Annotated in this window: 17 protein-coding genes; 13 read left to right on the top strand and 4 right to left on the bottom strand. The window is 35.9% G+C overall.

What is annotated here, in order from left to right; translation table 11 throughout:
• Window positions 1-249: 249 nt before the first annotated feature.
• Window positions 250-801: a GNAT family N-acetyltransferase gene (locus tag CD172_RS06590; protein ID WP_103345847.1), complete on the top strand. Its 552-nt coding sequence runs from the start codon at window positions 250-252 to the stop codon at window positions 799-801.
• A 274-nt stretch (window positions 802-1,075) separates the two neighbouring features.
• Here CD172_RS06590 and CD172_RS06585 read toward each other — a convergent pair whose 3' ends face one another.
• The gene (locus CD172_RS06585; protein WP_051879714.1) at window positions 1,076-1,633 is read right to left on the bottom strand and encodes a TetR/AcrR family transcriptional regulator; all 558 of its coding nucleotides are present in this window, start codon (window positions 1,631-1,633) and stop codon (window positions 1,076-1,078) included.
• 123 nt (window positions 1,634-1,756) lie between these two features.
• Between CD172_RS06585 and CD172_RS06580 the strand changes: the two genes are divergently transcribed.
• The gene (locus tag CD172_RS06580; RefSeq protein ID WP_103345846.1) at window positions 1,757-2,404 is read left to right on the top strand and encodes an HlyD family secretion protein; all 648 of its coding nucleotides are present in this window, start codon (window positions 1,757-1,759) and stop codon (window positions 2,402-2,404) included.
• 18 nt (window positions 2,405-2,422) lie between these two features.
• On the top strand, window positions 2,423-4,144 hold the full coding sequence (locus CD172_RS06575; protein WP_103345845.1) for a DHA2 family efflux MFS transporter permease subunit: 1,722 nt from the start codon (window positions 2,423-2,425) through the stop codon (window positions 4,142-4,144).
• Between the two features lie 132 nt (window positions 4,145-4,276).
• Here CD172_RS06575 and CD172_RS06570 read toward each other — a convergent pair whose 3' ends face one another.
• Both CD172_RS06570 and pta read right to left on the bottom strand, forming a co-directional pair.
• Window positions 4,277-5,113 carry a lipoate--protein ligase family protein gene (locus CD172_RS06570; RefSeq protein ID WP_103345844.1) on the bottom strand — a complete coding sequence of 279 codons (837 nt, stop codon included), beginning with the start codon at window positions 5,111-5,113 and terminating at the stop codon, window positions 4,277-4,279.
• Window positions 5,113-6,102, bottom strand: a complete 990-nt coding sequence (gene pta, locus CD172_RS06565; RefSeq protein ID WP_037566357.1) for a phosphate acetyltransferase — start codon at window positions 6,100-6,102, stop codon at window positions 5,113-5,115. The genes CD172_RS06570 and pta overlap by 1 nt, the downstream gene beginning before the upstream one ends.
• A gap of 359 nt (window positions 6,103-6,461) precedes the next feature.
• On the opposite strand from pta, the gene hemQ reads away from it, so the two are divergent.
• The 10 genes from hemQ to CD172_RS06515 all read left to right on the top strand — a co-directional run bounded on the left by hemQ (window position 6,462) and on the right by CD172_RS06515 (window position 15,582).
• Window positions 6,462-7,211 carry a hydrogen peroxide-dependent heme synthase gene (gene hemQ / locus CD172_RS06560; protein WP_103345843.1) on the top strand — a complete coding sequence of 250 codons (750 nt, stop codon included), beginning with the start codon at window positions 6,462-6,464 and terminating at the stop codon, window positions 7,209-7,211.
• Window positions 7,212-7,466: 255 nt separating this feature from the next.
• Window positions 7,467-8,816 (top strand): APC family permease, encoded by a 1,350-nt coding sequence (locus CD172_RS06555; protein WP_060552364.1) that lies wholly within the window; start codon window positions 7,467-7,469, stop codon window positions 8,814-8,816.
• Window positions 8,817-8,842: 26 nt separating this feature from the next.
• Window positions 8,843-9,604: a threonine/serine exporter family protein gene (locus CD172_RS06550; protein WP_234022047.1), complete on the top strand. Its 762-nt coding sequence runs from the start codon at window positions 8,843-8,845 to the stop codon at window positions 9,602-9,604.
• A 3-nt stretch (window positions 9,605-9,607) separates the two neighbouring features.
• Window positions 9,608-10,075 carry a threonine/serine exporter family protein gene (locus CD172_RS06545; protein ID WP_037566360.1) on the top strand — a complete coding sequence of 156 codons (468 nt, stop codon included), beginning with the start codon at window positions 9,608-9,610 and terminating at the stop codon, window positions 10,073-10,075.
• Window positions 10,076-10,298: 223 nt separating this feature from the next.
• A complete protein-coding gene (locus CD172_RS06540; protein ID WP_103345842.1) occupies window positions 10,299-11,840 on the top strand; it encodes an SLC13 family permease in 1,542 nt (513 codons plus the stop codon).
• A gap of 100 nt (window positions 11,841-11,940) precedes the next feature.
• Window positions 11,941-12,282 carry a YuzB family protein gene (locus tag CD172_RS06535; RefSeq protein WP_103345841.1) on the top strand — a complete coding sequence of 114 codons (342 nt, stop codon included), beginning with the start codon at window positions 11,941-11,943 and terminating at the stop codon, window positions 12,280-12,282.
• Window positions 12,283-12,503: 221 nt separating this feature from the next.
• Window positions 12,504-13,052 (top strand): flavodoxin family protein, encoded by a 549-nt coding sequence (locus CD172_RS06530; protein ID WP_037566362.1) that lies wholly within the window; start codon window positions 12,504-12,506, stop codon window positions 13,050-13,052.
• Window positions 13,053-13,198: 146 nt separating this feature from the next.
• Window positions 13,199-13,681 (top strand): GNAT family N-acetyltransferase, encoded by a 483-nt coding sequence (locus CD172_RS06525; protein WP_060552367.1) that lies wholly within the window; start codon window positions 13,199-13,201, stop codon window positions 13,679-13,681.
• Window positions 13,682-13,702: 21 nt separating this feature from the next.
• Window positions 13,703-15,004, top strand: a complete 1,302-nt coding sequence (locus CD172_RS06520) for an HD domain-containing protein (protein ID WP_037566364.1) — start codon at window positions 13,703-13,705, stop codon at window positions 15,002-15,004.
• A gap of 71 nt (window positions 15,005-15,075) precedes the next feature.
• Window positions 15,076-15,582: a YwhD family protein gene (locus tag CD172_RS06515; RefSeq protein WP_103345840.1), complete on the top strand. Its 507-nt coding sequence runs from the start codon at window positions 15,076-15,078 to the stop codon at window positions 15,580-15,582.
• A gap of 116 nt (window positions 15,583-15,698) precedes the next feature.
• Here CD172_RS06515 and CD172_RS13130 read toward each other — a convergent pair.
• A partial coding sequence (locus CD172_RS13130; RefSeq protein WP_142384432.1) for an IS3 family transposase occupies window positions 15,699-15,852 on the bottom strand: 154 nt, incomplete at its 5' end.

Below are 15,852 nucleotides of genomic sequence, written 5' to 3'. Positions count from 1 at the left end.
TATTCATTTAAAATGAAAATTGGAGGCTCAATTTTTTATCGTCTGACGTCAGCCATTTTCATTAAACTGATTGGCGCGTGATAATTGTTAAAGTTCTACAATTGTGTGATGGGTGCATTGTAATTATAGTGCGATTTTTATGATGTCACGATAGTTATTTGTTAATCACATTTCATTGTGCTCTTTTTGCATATTTTTAAATTTTGTGTTTTAATAGTTAGTAATTTTATAAAAAAGGGGTTGTGTCGCATGTATTATTTTAGATTACCGATTGATGAACGTTATAGTTTAGTCAAGTTAGATACGACACATGCACATGAAGTGTTTGAAGTCGCAAACCGTGAACGTGCACATTTACGTCAATTTTTAGATTGGATTGATCACGTGCAATCAATTGAAGATGAAGTGAATTTTTTAAAAGAAATACAATGTTTAGAAGCGGAAAATAAAACACGTCTTTATTTCATTTATGAAGCGCATCAACTTATCGGTGCGGTCGATTTACATAAAATAGACACTTTAAATAACCAGGGTGAAGTGGGGTATTGGTTAAGTCAACATGTGACTGGAAAAGGTGTGATGACGAAAGCAGTAAAGCTAATATGTGCTATCGCATTTAATGAATTAAAGTTAAATCGCCTTGAAATTCGTGCTCAAAAAGAGAATAAGGCGAGTCAGCGTGTGGCAGAAAAAGCGGGGTTTCGTTTTATGGGTGAGGCACGTGAGTCGTTGTATAGACGTGGCGATTACGTAACAATGTATCATTACGAATTATTAAAACGTCACTATTCTCCAGAATAAAAAATATGAACTTTTTAAGCCAATCAGGTAAAATGTTCATAAAAAATTAATAAATATTCAATATTTCTATCCCAAAAATTCAGAAAACGTGGTACATTAGATTTAAGCAAAAGATATGCACAGTCACTACATATCATTTTGTGTTTTTCATTTTCAAAAAAGTTCTCCAATAAAAAGGCCTGCTCATTAAGATAGCGTAGCGACTGTCTTAATAGAGTCAGGCCTATTAACGTGCTTTAAAATTTACATGAATCACTGTGCAAAATAAAAACAATCACCGGTTGATTTTAAAAATATTGTTATAAAGAATTTGAGCCATTTGCGCACTGTCTTCTTTGCAATCTCCAGAAAGCCATGAATAAATAATGGCAAGTTGTCCCCCTACAGTATAATCAATGAAGTATGTCGTATGTTGTAATTGAGGCAGTGCTTCAAGTATTGATGAATACCCCTCTTTTGTAAATTGGATATAATCACGTACAAGCTTATATTGTGATTGTGTCAGTACGAGCCCCATAAAATACGTTTTAAAACGATACATATATTTAAATAATAGGCGAAATACTTGAAGTAAGCGTTGCTTTACAGTTGCTAAAGGATTCCCCTCAATAAGGTTTTTCGTATATTGCATAAGTCGATGATATTTTCTCATATGATAAGACTGAATGGTATCCATTAACTGATATTTATCTTCAAAATGTGCATAAAAAGTTGACCGATGAACGCCACTCTCTGCACAAATTTGTTTGATTGTAATGTAATCAAACTTTTCAACTTCTAAAAGCGCGACCATTGATTTTATAATCGCATGACGTGCATTTCCTCTAATCATAATTATCACCACCTACTATTATATTATATATAGTTATCCGACACATTTAAAAAGATTGTCTGTATGTTTTGATCGATTGAGGTTATATAATACGTATTGTTAATTTATTTGGAGGAGAAGATTATGAAGAAAATTATAATGATAAATATTGTCACAATACTACTATTGGTAGTTATAGGTGTTGTTTCATTTTATTTTTACAATCAATCAGTTAATTATATAAAAACAGATAATGCCAAAGTAGATAGTACACAAATGAAAATTGCAAGTCCTGTCTCTGGAGAAATCGTGAAATTAAATGTAAAAGAAAATGAAAAGGTAAAAGAGGGAGACGTTGTTGCTGAAGTGCGTGGTCAAGGTCAAGACGGTCAACCTCAAACGATTGAAGTGAAAATGCCACATGATGGCACAATTGCTAAATTAGATGGTCAAGAAAAAGGGATGGTTCAAGCCGGCATGCCACTTGCGTATGCTTATAATATGAGCGATTTATACGTAACAGCGAATATCGATGAAACAGATGTAACAGATGTAACTGACGGTCAAAAAGTGGATGTGACGATTGATGGTCAATCCAGTCAAATCACGGGTCACGTTGATCAAATTGGAAATGCGACAGCTGCTAGTTTCTCTTTAATGCCGTCATCGAATAGTGATAGTAACTATACAAAAGTAGGACAAGTTGTGCCTGTAAAAATCAAATTAGATAATCAGCCTGATAAAGGGGTTGTTCCAGGTATGAACGCGGAAGTGAGCATTCATAAAAATTAATGTAAGGGAGGACAAAATATGTTTGTAACTATATATATCATTGTTGCCCTTATTATGATCTTATGCCTTAATGTCATTTTAATTAGAAGAAAAAGACGTCTTGCTAAAGGTCAAGCTCATCATGCGACGAATACGGCGCAATCGACACATCATTTTCAAAAGCAAGATATTCATGAACGTCAATCAACATTAAATACGACACAACCCTCATCTGAAAAGGATGCACCAAGCTACGTTTTTAAAAAAGGCATTACGCGTAATAAAATATTAATTGCGATGGTTTTCGGTATGTTTATTACCATTTTAAATCAAACATTGTTAAACACCGCGCTGCCGGTAATTAATACAGATTTTAATATTTCAGCATCTACCGGACAATGGCTGATGACTGGGTTTATGTTAGTAAATGGCATACTCATACCCGTCAGTGCGTATTTTTTTCAAAAGTTTTCATATAGAAGTTTATTTTTAGTTTCAATGATTGTCTTTTCAATCGGTTCGCTTGTATGTGCTATCGCTTGGAATTTCCCCGTGATGATGACAGGACGTGTGCTTCAAGCTATTGGAGCAGGGGTACTCATGCCATTAGGTACGAATGTGTTCATGACTATTTTTCCTCCTCAAAAACGTGGGATGGCCATGGGGATATTAGGTGTGGCGATGATTTTAGCACCTGCTATCGGACCTACATTATCAGGCTACATTGTTGAAAATTTTGATTGGCACATCATGTTTTATGGGATGTTTGTAGTTGGTTTAATTTCATTTGCAATCTCCTATATTTGGTTCGGAATTTATCAAAAAACGACACAACCGAAAGCTGATGTACCCGGCATTATCTTTAGTACCCTCGGGTTTGGCGCGTTATTATATGGTTTCAGTGAAGCGGGTAATAAAGGCTGGGGTTCTTTTGAAATTATAGCGATGTTTATTATTGGTGTTATTTTCATCACTGCGTTTGTAATACGTGAAATGACGATGAAGTTACCAATGTTAGATTTTAGCGTATTAAAATATTCTGGTTATACATTAACGGCCTTAATTAACATGATTGTGACGATGAGTTTATTTGGCGGTATGATATTGTTACCTTTATATCTACAAAATTTGAGAGGATTTTCCGCATTAGATTCAGGGTTATTATTATTACCGGGAGCCATTATCATGGGATTAATGGGGCCGATAGCTGGAAAGTTATTAGATACCATTGGCATTAAACCGCTCGCCATTGTTGGTTTAGCAATTATGACTTACGCAACATGGGAGCTTACAAAATTAACAATGGATACCCCATATGTTTCGATTTTAATGATCTATATTTTACGTTCATTTGGGATGAGTTTTATTATGATGCCAATTATGACAGCGGGTATGAATGCTTTACCGTCAAGATTGATTTCACATGGAAATGCGCTCATGAATACGTCTCGTCAATTGGCTGGCTCAATTGGTACAGCGATTTTAGTTACTGTAATGACACGACAAACGGAAACGCATTTTTCAACTTTTCAACAACATTTTGATAAAACCAATCCGTTTATTAAAGATCAATTACAAATGATGGCGCAAAAACTAGGGGGACAAGAACAAGCAATGGGTGCAATTACAAAATTATATAAAGTGCTTGCGTCTGTAGATGGCGTAAATAGTGCTTTTTGGATTGCGACAGCGTTAAGTTTCTTAGCATTTGTACTTAGCTTTTTCTTAAAGGGTAAATCACATTATATTTCAAATGAATAAAAATGGCCTTCGATATTCAATATTAAGTGAATATCGAAGGCTTTTTACATGTTATAAATGCGATGCATCTACAATTTTGCAGGGGGCTATGACAAATAGTGTGAACGAGACAACTATATTACGTTATCGGTATTATAATACGCGTTCATTCATTTTAGCATTGCGCTCTAACATGCGCTGATAATAGTACTCATAACGGGCCCATTCTTCAGATGTGATAGGATCCGTAGTGAGTGTGCCACCTAAGTCTTTGATCGCATGCAACAACTTAAACATGACATCTTGCACTTTAATATCATTTTGGAATAGCTCTTGAAGCGATGCCATATGATGCGGATGAATGTCAGGGTAGGTGAATTTCGTTATTTCACCTTTTAACGCCCGTTCATAGAAGTCTTTCATTAATTGTGCCCGTTCACTACCAGACCCTTCAACACATAAATAAATTTGGACAGCAATACCTCCACGAACACGTCTTTGGGAGATACCCGCAAATTTTTGATGGTTGATACTCAAGTCGAATTTTCCTGGGCAATATGAATGTGTAATTTCAAACGTATCAATATCTACATTTTCATCCTCAAACATTTTACTTATGAGTAAATACATAACTGTAAAAGCTTCATCAATGGACGTTTCTGTTTTTCCTTTGAACATTAAAGAAATATTTAATATTCCTTGATCTAATACCACACCTAAACCACCTGAATTACGCACGATAGCATTGTAGCCTTTTTCATCCGTTAAAAATTGAATGCCATCTTTTAAGTAAGGTAGCCGGGAGTCATGAATGCCTAAAATGACGGTATGTTGATGTATCCATGTGCGAACAACATTTGGTGACGTGTCTTTGCCTACACTTTCAGAAAACGTATCATCAAAAGCAAAGGATTGCATCGGCGCTAAACCCGTTGCATGATCAACATAGCGCCATGCGATATCCTTAAAATATTTAGAGGTTAAGTCCATTATTGTAAACTTTGCGCAGCGGTAATGATAGATAAGTTGTAGACATCTTCACTTGAACAACCACGTGATAAATCGTTAACAGGTGAATTTAAACCTTGTAACACAGGACCTACTGCGTCAAACCCACCTAAACGTTGTGCGATTTTATAGCCGATATTACCCGCTTCTAAGCTTGGGAAAATAAATACATTCGCGTCACCTTGAATTTTAGCGCCCGGTGCTTTTTTCTTTGCTACTTCAGGAACGATAGCTGCATCAAATTGGAATTCACCGTCGATGACTACGTTAGATAAGCCTTCCGCTTCAACTTTCTCTTGCGCAAGTTGAACCGCTTCAGAAACTTTTTCAGTATCATCTGATTTTGCAGAACCTTTTGTAGAGAAACTTAACATTGCAACGCGAGGATCCATACCGAAGCTTTGTGCTGATTTTGCACTTTCAACAGCGATTTCAGCTAAGTCAGATGCACCGAGTTCAGGGTTAATTGCACAGTCTCCGAAAATATATTGTTGATCCTCTTTAATCATGAAGAAGATACCTGACGTTTTAGACACGCCTGGTTTAGTTTTAATAATTTGTAATGCAGGACGTACTGTGTCTGCTGTAGAGTGTGCAGCACCACTAACTAAACCGTCAGCTTTACCCGCATAAACAAGCATTGTACCGAAGTAGTTCACATTGTTTAATAATTCTTGCGCTTGCTCTTCAGTTGCTTTACCTTTACGGCGTTCGACAAATTTAGCAACTAAATCTGCTTTTAAGTCACTTGAATCGGGTTGAATGATTTCTAAGCCATCGATAGAAAGCCCTTTATCTTTAGCAAGTGTTTCAATGTTCGCTTTGTTACCTAATACGATTGGTGTCACATAATCAGATTGTTGTAAGTCAACTGCTGCAGTTAAGACACGCTCATCTTCACCTTCTGGTAATACGATACGAACATTTTGTCCTGATAATTTTTCTTTTAAAACATCTAATAAACTAGACATATTTGTCCTCCTCTACTTTCCTTTCAACATTTCATGCCATTGTAATTATACGATAATTAATATGACTTTTCCAAGGGGGCGTTTTATCGAAGAAATCCTATTATAATTTTGTAAATGGTAACTGATATAAAGGTATAATTACCGTTTAAATTCTCAATATAGTTAAATGTGGATCATGATTGGATTCAATTTAGAATTGATAGTCATTGTGCGCATTTTGAAAACGCAACGTATATACTTTATAGCTACTTTGTTTATTATTTTGTTCATAAAATGTTACTAATCGTAACGTTCGGTCTTGAGAAAGGAGTATGATAAACTTTAATAAGTTAGAGATTAAATTAAAGGAGTGTTCATGAATGAGTCATGCAGCAGAGACTTTAGATGGATGGTACAGTTTACATTTGTTTTATGCAGTAGAATGGGCTTCTTGGCGTTTAGTACCTGAAGAAGAACGACACAATATGATAACAGAATTTGAAAATAAATTAAATGAATTAAAAGGCGTGAAAGACCAAGGTCAGGGCGACCATGTAATGTATAATATTACGGGTCAAAAAGCGGACATCTTCTTATGGTTTTTACGTCCAGAAATGAAAGACTTAACGAAAATTGAAAATGAATTAAATAAATTAGCCATTTCAGATCATTTGATTCCTACATATTCTTATGTATCGGTGATTGAGTTAAGTAATTATCTTGCTGGCAAATCAGATGAAGATCCATATGAAAACCCACATATTAAATCACGTCTTTATCCGGAACTTCCTACGACTGAATACATCTGTTTCTATCCGATGAATAAACGTCGTAATGAAACATATAACTGGTATATGTTATCGATGGAGGAACGTCAGAAATTAATGTACGATCATGGTATGATTGGACGTAAATATGCAGGTAAAATTAAACAGTTCATTACAGGTTCTGTTGGTTTTGACGATTTTGAATGGGGTGTAACGTTGTTTGCGGAAGACGTGCTTCAATTCAAGAAAATTGTGTACGAAATGCGCTTTGATGAAACAACTGCGAGATATGGAGAATTTGGTAGCTTCTTCATAGGTAATCGTTTAGATACAACGATGTTAAAAACATTTTTTGAAATTTAATAGATAAGAAGCGAGGTGGGTGCTCGTCCCACTTTAATACAAATAGCCGTCAAAGTCATCGGTTGATGAACATTGAGGGCTATTTTAATGCGATAAAATATTTATGAGACTCCCCAAAGGTGGAACATGATTCGGTTACGTGTTTCAAATGCTGACTTCAAGCAACTTTTTCAACAAAGATGATTTTACTACAATTTTATATGACGTTTCATGTTATAGTTGAATCGTTAAGATTTCAATGAGGGAGGCGAAGGCATGCAGTCGGATAAACATACATTGAAACCCACGATTGGACTATTTACAGCTGTGACTATCATTGTAGGAACAATCATTGGTTCGGGCGTATTTGTAAAGCCAAGTTCCGTTTTAGCCTATGCAGGAACGAGTAATATGGCTTTATGGGCTTGGGTAATTGGGGGTGTGTTAACACTCGCATCTGGTTTAACAATTGCCGAAGTAGGGGCTCAAATCACGCGTACTGGTGGCTTATACGCATATATTAAAGATATTTATGGATCGTTTTGGGGATTTTTAACAGGGTACACATTAACGGTACTTTACGGGCCGGCCATTATCGTATCTTTGATTTTATTTTTAGGCATATTGATTACAAACTTCTTTGCCTTGTCCCAATTTTGGATTATTCCTATAGGTGCAGGAATTTTTCTGTTTTTACTTATCACCAATATGGTAGGAACATATTATGCGAATGCAGTTCAAAATGTCACAACATTAGCTAAATTAATCCCAATTATTGCTATCGTCGTATTTGGATTAATTTATGGTCAAGCAGGCATTTTCGGTCAAGATGTCACTGAGCTGATTTTAAATAAAGATGGCACAGTTAACTTTGGGCGCGCTGTACTTGCGACACTTTTCGCTTATGACGGATGGATTATGTTGACGACGATGTCAGGTGAGATGAAAAATCCACAAAAGCATTTACCATTAGCAATGTTTATCGGTATTTTAACAGTGACACTGGTTTACGTATTAATCAATGTGGCGATATTTAAAGTGTTGCCAGCCTCGGACATTTTAAGCTTTGGTAACAATGTGAGTGCTGAAGCGGCGATTGTACTTTTTGGAGGTATTGGTGCAAAGATTGTCAATATAGGACTGATTGTCTCGATTATCGGTACGTTGAATGGGAAAGTAATGACATTTCCACGTATTCCATTCGCTATGGCGCAAGATGGCTTGTTACCTGGTTCGAAAGGTATCAGATACGTGAGTCCACGATTTGAAACTCCAATTGGTGCGCATACGGTCATGTCGATATTAACTCTAATCATTTTAACGTTAAGTTTGACATTCCCGACGGTTTTTGATGCCGATTATTTATCAGAGATTACCATTTTTATTATTTATTTCTTTTATATGGCTGCCTTTATTGGGTTGTTTATTTTAAGACGTCAAAATAAAGGAAAGCCACGTGCATTTTCTGTACCATTCTATCCAGTGCTTCCGATATTAGCACTTTTAGGTGGCATGTTTATTATTATTAATACATTGGTTTCCGATCCTCTGGGAGCAGGTATTGCTGTCATAGGGTTATTAATGGGTGTCCCACTGTACTGGTTTACGGTTAGAAAAAACATTTAACATTGATAGAGAAAGAAGGTGACAACGTGTCGCATACATTACCAACAGATAGAGACGTTGCCAATATTATTATTCTTGCGGGCCGTATTTTGCTTGAATCAGGTGCTGAAGCAAAACGTATAGAAGATACGATGGTCCGCATAGCGGCGAGTTATGGATTTCATGAAGTACAAGGTTATGCGTTAAATATTTTCATTGATTTTTCGTTGTCACCTGACCATGAATCACGCATGGTAAAAATTAACAAAAATGATACGAATTTACGCAAAATCTTTTTAGTGAACCAAGTATCTCGCCAAATTGCGAGAAATGAATTGTCATACAAAGAAGCATATCAAGCATTAAAAGACATTGATAAAAATACAAAACGCTATCATCTAGGTCACAAAATGTTGTTTGCAGGGATGATTTCGATGAGCTTTTTATACCTACTTGGTGGCGGTTGGTTGGAATTATTTCCAGCAGCTCTAGCTGGTGCTTTAGGCTTTTTAGTTACCGAGTTTATGAAGGGAAAACAACTCACGCTTTTTATCCCTGATATGATTGGTTCATTGGTCATAGGTCTTGTCGCTCTTTCTATAAATATGTGGCTACAAAGTCCGAATTTAGGTTCTATTATTACTGCAGCAGTCATGCCAATAGTGCCGGGCGTGTTAATAACGACAGCTATTCAAGATTTATTTGAACGACACATGCTCATGTTTACTGCAAAATTTTTAGAGGCGATTGTGACATCGTTTGGTATTGGTGCGGGAATAACAACAGCATTTTTATTAATAGGAGGTTAAATGATGGTTTTAGTTTTTATGTTTATATTTAGTTTCTTAACCGCCTTCTGTTTTGCTTTTGTATATGACGCACCTAAGCGGCTCTTTATCCCAGCTGGCTTATGCGGAGGATTTGGATATATCATTTTTCATATTGCGACAGTTATTCTTAATGTCGATAGCATTTACGCAAGTTTATTAGGGAGTTTTACATTGGGCATTTTAAGTCATGTTATGGCACGAGTGATGAAGTCGCCAGTCATTATTTTTATGGTACCAGGCATCATCCCCTTAGTCCCAGGAAGTATCTTTTTTAAGGCAGCTCAAAAGTTGCTAACGCTTGATTTTAATGAGGCTAATGTCATTTTTATACGGGCAACACTTATCGCAGGCGCCATAGCTGTCGGACTATTATTTTCAGATCAGATTGCCAAATCTTTTATACGAAAACCAGTACAAATTATAAAACCGAAACGCAAACATATTGAATAATCAATTGAACGAGATTAACGTAACTGTCTCTTGAAGCGGTTATGTTCATCTCGTTTTTTTTATTTGATTTAGTTATTAAAATTAATTTGTAATTCCTAACATATATGACACATTGTTTATGAAAAAGTATATATTAATTCCCTATTAATTATGCTATTATATTTAAAATATCCTATTTGGTAGCGCTACCAAATAGGGTGTGTAAAGGGGGAAGGGTGTTTTGATGCAAAATCAGTCTCAATTATTAACTTATTTTTCGAAAAAGCAAGCAGAACGTCAACCGTCATACTCTAAGGCACAATGGATTGGGCTCATTTTAGGTCCATTGTTATTTATAGTGACATTACTTTTTTTTAAACCTGAAAATTTAGCCTTTCAAGGCGTTTATGTGTTAGCGATTACGGCTTGGATTGCTGTATGGTGGATTACAGAAGCCATCCCTATACCAGCGACCAGCTTACTGCCGTTAATTTTATTACCTCTTGGAAAAGTGATGGATAGTGCAACAGTATCCGCACAATATGGGAACGATATTATCTATCTCTTTTTGGGAGGCTTTATATTGGCAGTTGCAATGGAACGATGGGATTTACATACGCGTATCGCGCTTACAATTATTAACAGTATCGGAACGAGTACAGGCCGTATATTACTCGGCTTTATGGTCGCTACCGGCGGACTTTCGATGTTTGTATCGAATACAGCGGCTGTTATGATTATGATTCCGATAGGGCTTGCGATTGTAAAAGAAGTCCATGAATTAAAAACGGATCAAACGAACGATGAAAGTATTTCTAAATTTGAACGGTCCTTAGTACTCGGCATCGGATATGCTGGAACAATTGGTGGACTTGGGACGTTAATAGGGACACCACCACTAATTATTTTAAAAGGTCAGTATGCGTCACATTTTGGTGAAGAATTAAGTTTTGCTCGTTGGATGATGGTTGGAGTGCCAGCAGTCATTTTGCTCTTGTTTCTCGCGTGGCTATATTTTAAATTTATTGCGTTTAAGCATGATATGAAAACGTTACCCGGTGGCAAACAAGTAATTGAAACAAAGCTCAAAGCGCTAGGAAAAGTGAAATATGAAGAAAAAGTTGTTTTCACAGTATTTTTACTTGCAAGTTTTTTATGGGTATCACGAGAATTTCTATTGGCGAAGTGGGCGCCTACAGCATTTGTAGCAGATGGCACGATTGCTATGTTTGTGTCGGTATTACTTTTCTTAATCCCGGCTAAACAACAACATCGTCGTATTATCGATTGGACAATTGCTAAAGATTTACCATGGGGTGTATTAATTTTATTTGGTGGCGGTCTCGCACTTGCCAAAGGTATTCAAGATAGTGGTTTGGCCAAATGGTTAGGTGAACAATTAACATTACTTAATGGTGTGAGTCCGATTATCATCGTCATTGTAATCACAATATTTATTTTGTTCTTAACTGAAATCACTTCAAATACGGCAACAGCTACAATGATATTACCTATTTTAGCGACATTATCTGTAGCTATACACGTTCATCCTTTATTGCTCATGGTCCCTGCAGCAATGGCAGCTAATTGTGCGTACATGTTGCCAGTGGGCACACCTCCGAATGCCATTGTTTTTGGAACAGGTAAAATTCAAATTAAAGAAATGGCTATTAAAGGGTTTGTCATGAATATGTTGAGTATTGTTGTTATTATATTAATTGTCTATTTCTTAGTACCACCTATTTTAGGTATCGACATTACACAAAGCTTGCCAATTAAAAATTAAAATGATTAATTATGTCATAATTTATTTGCCAACACCTTGAAAAAATAACAAAAAAGAGTAAAATAAGTAGAGTTATCATTTAAGGAAAGGTGTGGCGTAGTTGAAAAATAAATTCATGGTCTGTGATGATTGCCAAGCAGTGAATTTAAAAAGTGTCATGAACAAATTGAAAAAAATTGACCCTGATGCTGAAATTGAAATTGGTTGCCAATCGTATTGTGGACCAGGTCGACGTAAAACTTTCGCCTTTGTTAATAATCGTCCTCTTGCTGCACTGACAGAAGAAGAGCTCATGGAAAAAGTGGTAAAACAGTTAGAAAAGCCACGAGATCCTGAAGAAGAGGAACGTTTGCGTCAACGTAATGAAGAACGTAAACGACGCAAAGAAGAGCAAGATCGTAAACTTAAAGAAAAATTAGCGAAACGTAAACAACAGAGCTAAGACAGTGTTGTTTTAATTCAATACATTTAAATCTTTTAAGAGAATGGGAATGGGTAACCCCGTTCTCTTTTTTATTAGATATGCTTTGTATCAATGAAATATTTGATTGAATTGAGTGTGTTTGTATTCTGGGGAAATTAGTGAAAATTGTATGCTTAAACTTCTGTACAAGGGGAATAGTTTCTACGAACGCAATATGTTTATGTTTGTAGGTGTTAAAAATGATTACAGTGTTATTTGGTGGAAGTAGAGAAAATGGAAACACAGCAACATTAACTGAAAAAATTTTAGAAGGTCAAGATTATCGATGGATTGATTTAACGCAACTCACCTTAAAACCAGTTAGAGATGTACGGCATTATGATAGTCAGATTTTAGAATATAATGATGATTATCAACGTGTGATTGATCAAGTTTTAGAGAGTGATGAAGTGATTTTTGCTTCACCAGTGTATTGGTATAGTATTAGCGCAACGTTAAAATCATTTATTGATCATTGGTCTGAAACGCTACAAGATCCACGTTATCAAGATTTTAAAGCAAAAATGCAAAAAATTAATTTCCGACTTGTACTGGTTGGTGGCGATAGTCCGAGAATTAAAGCGCTCCCTTGCGTGCAACAGATCGAATATAGTTTGCAATTTTTAGGCGCACATCTTGCGAGTTATTTGATTGGCTATGCGGAAAAACCTGGTGATATTGAACAAGATCAATATGCGATGAAAGAAGCTGAAAGATGGAATAGTAACTTTCTTGCTTCAATAGATTAAACGTGCAATTCCAAGCGTCGAAGGTACGTCAAAATCGGTATCTTATGCTATAATATAATATATTCAATGTGATTAATGCGTATTGTATGAGTGGTGTTTTAACCCTACATTGCGCATTGATTTTTATTTAAGGGAGCGGTTTAGGAATGTATGAAGTAAGAATTGCTACACCTAAGGATGTTATTGGCATTCGAGATGTTGCAACAAAAGCATGGTACAACACATATTTAGATATTTATGCAGCTTCAACGGTTAATGCGTTATTAGCTGCTTCATATAATGAAAGTCACCTCTTAAAACGTTTAGAAGACCAACTGTTTTTAGTCGCAATTGAGGATGGAGACGTCGTTGGATTTGCCAACTTTATTAGTGGCACTGAGTTATATTTATCTGCGCATTACGTACGTCCTCACTCGCAACGTAAAGGTTTTGGACGTTTACTATTAGAGCAAGGTTTCGCGCATTTTAAAGGGCAATATGACGCAGTATATTTAGAGGTTGATACACAAAATGAACGTGGTGTGGCATTCTATGAAAAAGAAGGTTTTGAAATCATACGTACATATGAAAGAGAAATGTATGAGGAAACAATGCACTTGGCTTTAATGAAAAAAACACTCACTACATGATGGGTTAAGGAGGGATCTCGTTTGTCAGAGATACCGTATGTCAACCGTAAATTATCAGAAGAAAAAGTATTCAAAGACCCGATACATCGCTATATTCATGTGAAAGACCAACTTATTTGGGATTTAATTAAAACGAAAGAGTTTCAAAGGTTACGACGTATTAAACAGTTAGGGACATTAAATCTAGCATTTCATACGGCTGAACATAGTCGCTTTGGACATTCTCTAGGTGTGTATGAAATTGTGCGTCGCATGATAGATGAATCATTCAGTGGACGAGATGCATGGCGAGATGAAGACCGTCCATTAGCGATGTGCGCCGCGTTGCTTCATGACTTAGGACACGGTCCATTTTCCCATTGTTTTGAAAAAATATTTAATACTGATCATGAAAAATTTACACAAGCCATCATTACTGGCCATACAGAAGTCAACCAAGTATTACGGCGTGTAAGCCCAGATTTTCCACAAGCAGTTGCTGAAGTGATTAATAAAACACATCACAATAAACTTGTGATTTCAATGATTTCTTCTCAAATTGATGCAGACCGTATGGATTACTTACAACGTGATGCGTATTTTACAGGTGTGTCTTATGGCATGTTTGATATGGAGCGTATTTTACGCTTAATGCGTCCGTCTGAAAATGAAGTGTTAATTAAAGAGAGCGGCATGCATGCGGTTGAAAACTTTATTATGAGCCGTTACCAAATGTATTGGCAAATCTATTTTCATGCAGTAAGTCGTGGCGGTGAAGTGCTTTTAAATAACTGTTTTAAACGTGCAAAATATTTATATGAAACAGGTTATCATTTTGATACTGTTCCAATAGATTTTATACCGTTTTTTGAGGAACGTGTAACGATTGAAGAATATATTAAATTAGACGAAACGGATGTCACTTATTATATGAAAAGTTGGACGAAAGAATCCGACCCGATTTTGAGTGATTTAGCTCGGCGTTTTATTAATCGTGACTTATTTAAATTTATTCCTTTTGATGGGTCTATTATTACCATTTCAGAATTACGTGAACTCTTTGAAAAAGGTGGTATTGATCCTGATTATTACTTTGTAAGTGATTCATTTTCTGATTTACCTTATGATTATGATCGCCCAGGTTCTAATCGACAACCGATTCATTTACTTCAACCTAACGGTGGGATACGTGAAATCAGTAGTCAATCACTGATTATTTCAAGTATTACTGGTATTAAAAGAGAAGACTATAAATTGTATTATCCAAAAGAGTTAGTTCTAAAAATTGAAAACCTGGAAATTAAAGGGGCTATTATCAATTTATTAAATGAACTCAATTCATAATTGAAGGAATACTCATTGATATAATATTAGAGAACGACACATTAATGTCGCATGCTACAGGAGGTATAATCGTGGCAGAACAAAAAGGCTTTAAGTTTAATATTATTAAAAACGATCCTTTAGACGGTCATAAAGGGACAAATATTGGGTCGATTAGTTTAGATAATGTGGCACCTGTGTTTATAGATATTGAGGCGCAAGAAGCGTTTATAGATATTGGTGCGATGCATGCACGTGCGGATGTAGAACGTGGAGTAAAATGGATTACAGATAAGGACACTGTGAACGTTGAAGGTGCTAAAGCATATTGGTTATGCTGGGTGACGACAGAACGTGGTGAGCAAGGTCCTTATTATGCTGGTTTAACAGCTGCTTATTTGCTCGTCAACAAATCTATTAAACGTGGCTATAAAAGCATGCCAGAACACGTCAATATGATGGACAAATCAATGAAACATAAAGTCATCATTGATCATATTGGGGAAGCAAACAAACACGTATTAAAAACATTTTTAGAAACGCATAATGCAGAGATGTGGCGAAACTCAGGTGAGGCGCTGAAACAAGCATTATCTTAAATACACGAATGAGAGGGGCTGGGACATCGTACAGCTCCTTTTATCATTGAAGCCAACAAGTTCATGTACAAATGAATGAACATCACCCTGTAAAGTAGACACGGAAAAAATAAAAGTTAGTTACTTGGCTGCGCTTCTATAAGTGCAGCCATTTTTAATGAGATTCTATCCCCATTAAAAAATTTGATGTAATTATTAATTTTATTCTTTGCGTGCTTAAAATCATTGAAAATGTATTTCTTACTTTTAAATATCTCCGATTTTAATAAT

The sequence above is a fragment of the Staphylococcus agnetis genome (genome assembly GCF_002901865.1).
Classification (GTDB): domain Bacteria; phylum Bacillota; class Bacilli; order Staphylococcales; family Staphylococcaceae; genus Staphylococcus; species Staphylococcus agnetis.
This window is presented reverse-complemented; position numbering and strand designations above follow the sequence as displayed.

Excerpts from the sequence above, each read along its gene's own strand:
- CD172_RS06590 (WP_103345847.1), top strand. The coding sequence starts at position 250 with ATGTATTATTTTAGATTACCGATTGATGAACGTTATAGTTTAGTCAAG.
- CD172_RS06585 (WP_051879714.1), bottom strand. The coding sequence starts at position 1,633 with ATGATTAGAGGAAATGCACGTCATGCGATTATAAAATCAATGGTCGCG.
- CD172_RS06580 (WP_103345846.1), top strand. The coding sequence starts at position 1,757 with ATGAAGAAAATTATAATGATAAATATTGTCACAATACTACTATTGGTA.
- CD172_RS06575 (WP_103345845.1), top strand. The coding sequence starts at position 2,423 with ATGTTTGTAACTATATATATCATTGTTGCCCTTATTATGATCTTATGC.
- CD172_RS06570 (WP_103345844.1), bottom strand. The coding sequence starts at position 5,113 with ATGGACTTAACCTCTAAATATTTTAAGGATATCGCATGGCGCTATGTT.
- pta (WP_037566357.1), bottom strand. The coding sequence starts at position 6,102 with ATGTCTAGTTTATTAGATGTTTTAAAAGAAAAATTATCAGGACAAAAT.
- hemQ (WP_103345843.1), top strand. The coding sequence starts at position 6,462 with ATGAGTCATGCAGCAGAGACTTTAGATGGATGGTACAGTTTACATTTG.
- CD172_RS06555 (WP_060552364.1), top strand. The coding sequence starts at position 7,467 with ATGCAGTCGGATAAACATACATTGAAACCCACGATTGGACTATTTACA.
- CD172_RS06545 (WP_037566360.1), top strand. The coding sequence starts at position 9,608 with ATGGTTTTAGTTTTTATGTTTATATTTAGTTTCTTAACCGCCTTCTGT.
- CD172_RS06540 (WP_103345842.1), top strand. The coding sequence starts at position 10,299 with ATGCAAAATCAGTCTCAATTATTAACTTATTTTTCGAAAAAGCAAGCA.
- CD172_RS06530 (WP_037566362.1), top strand. The coding sequence starts at position 12,504 with ATGATTACAGTGTTATTTGGTGGAAGTAGAGAAAATGGAAACACAGCA.
- CD172_RS06525 (WP_060552367.1), top strand. The coding sequence starts at position 13,199 with ATGTATGAAGTAAGAATTGCTACACCTAAGGATGTTATTGGCATTCGA.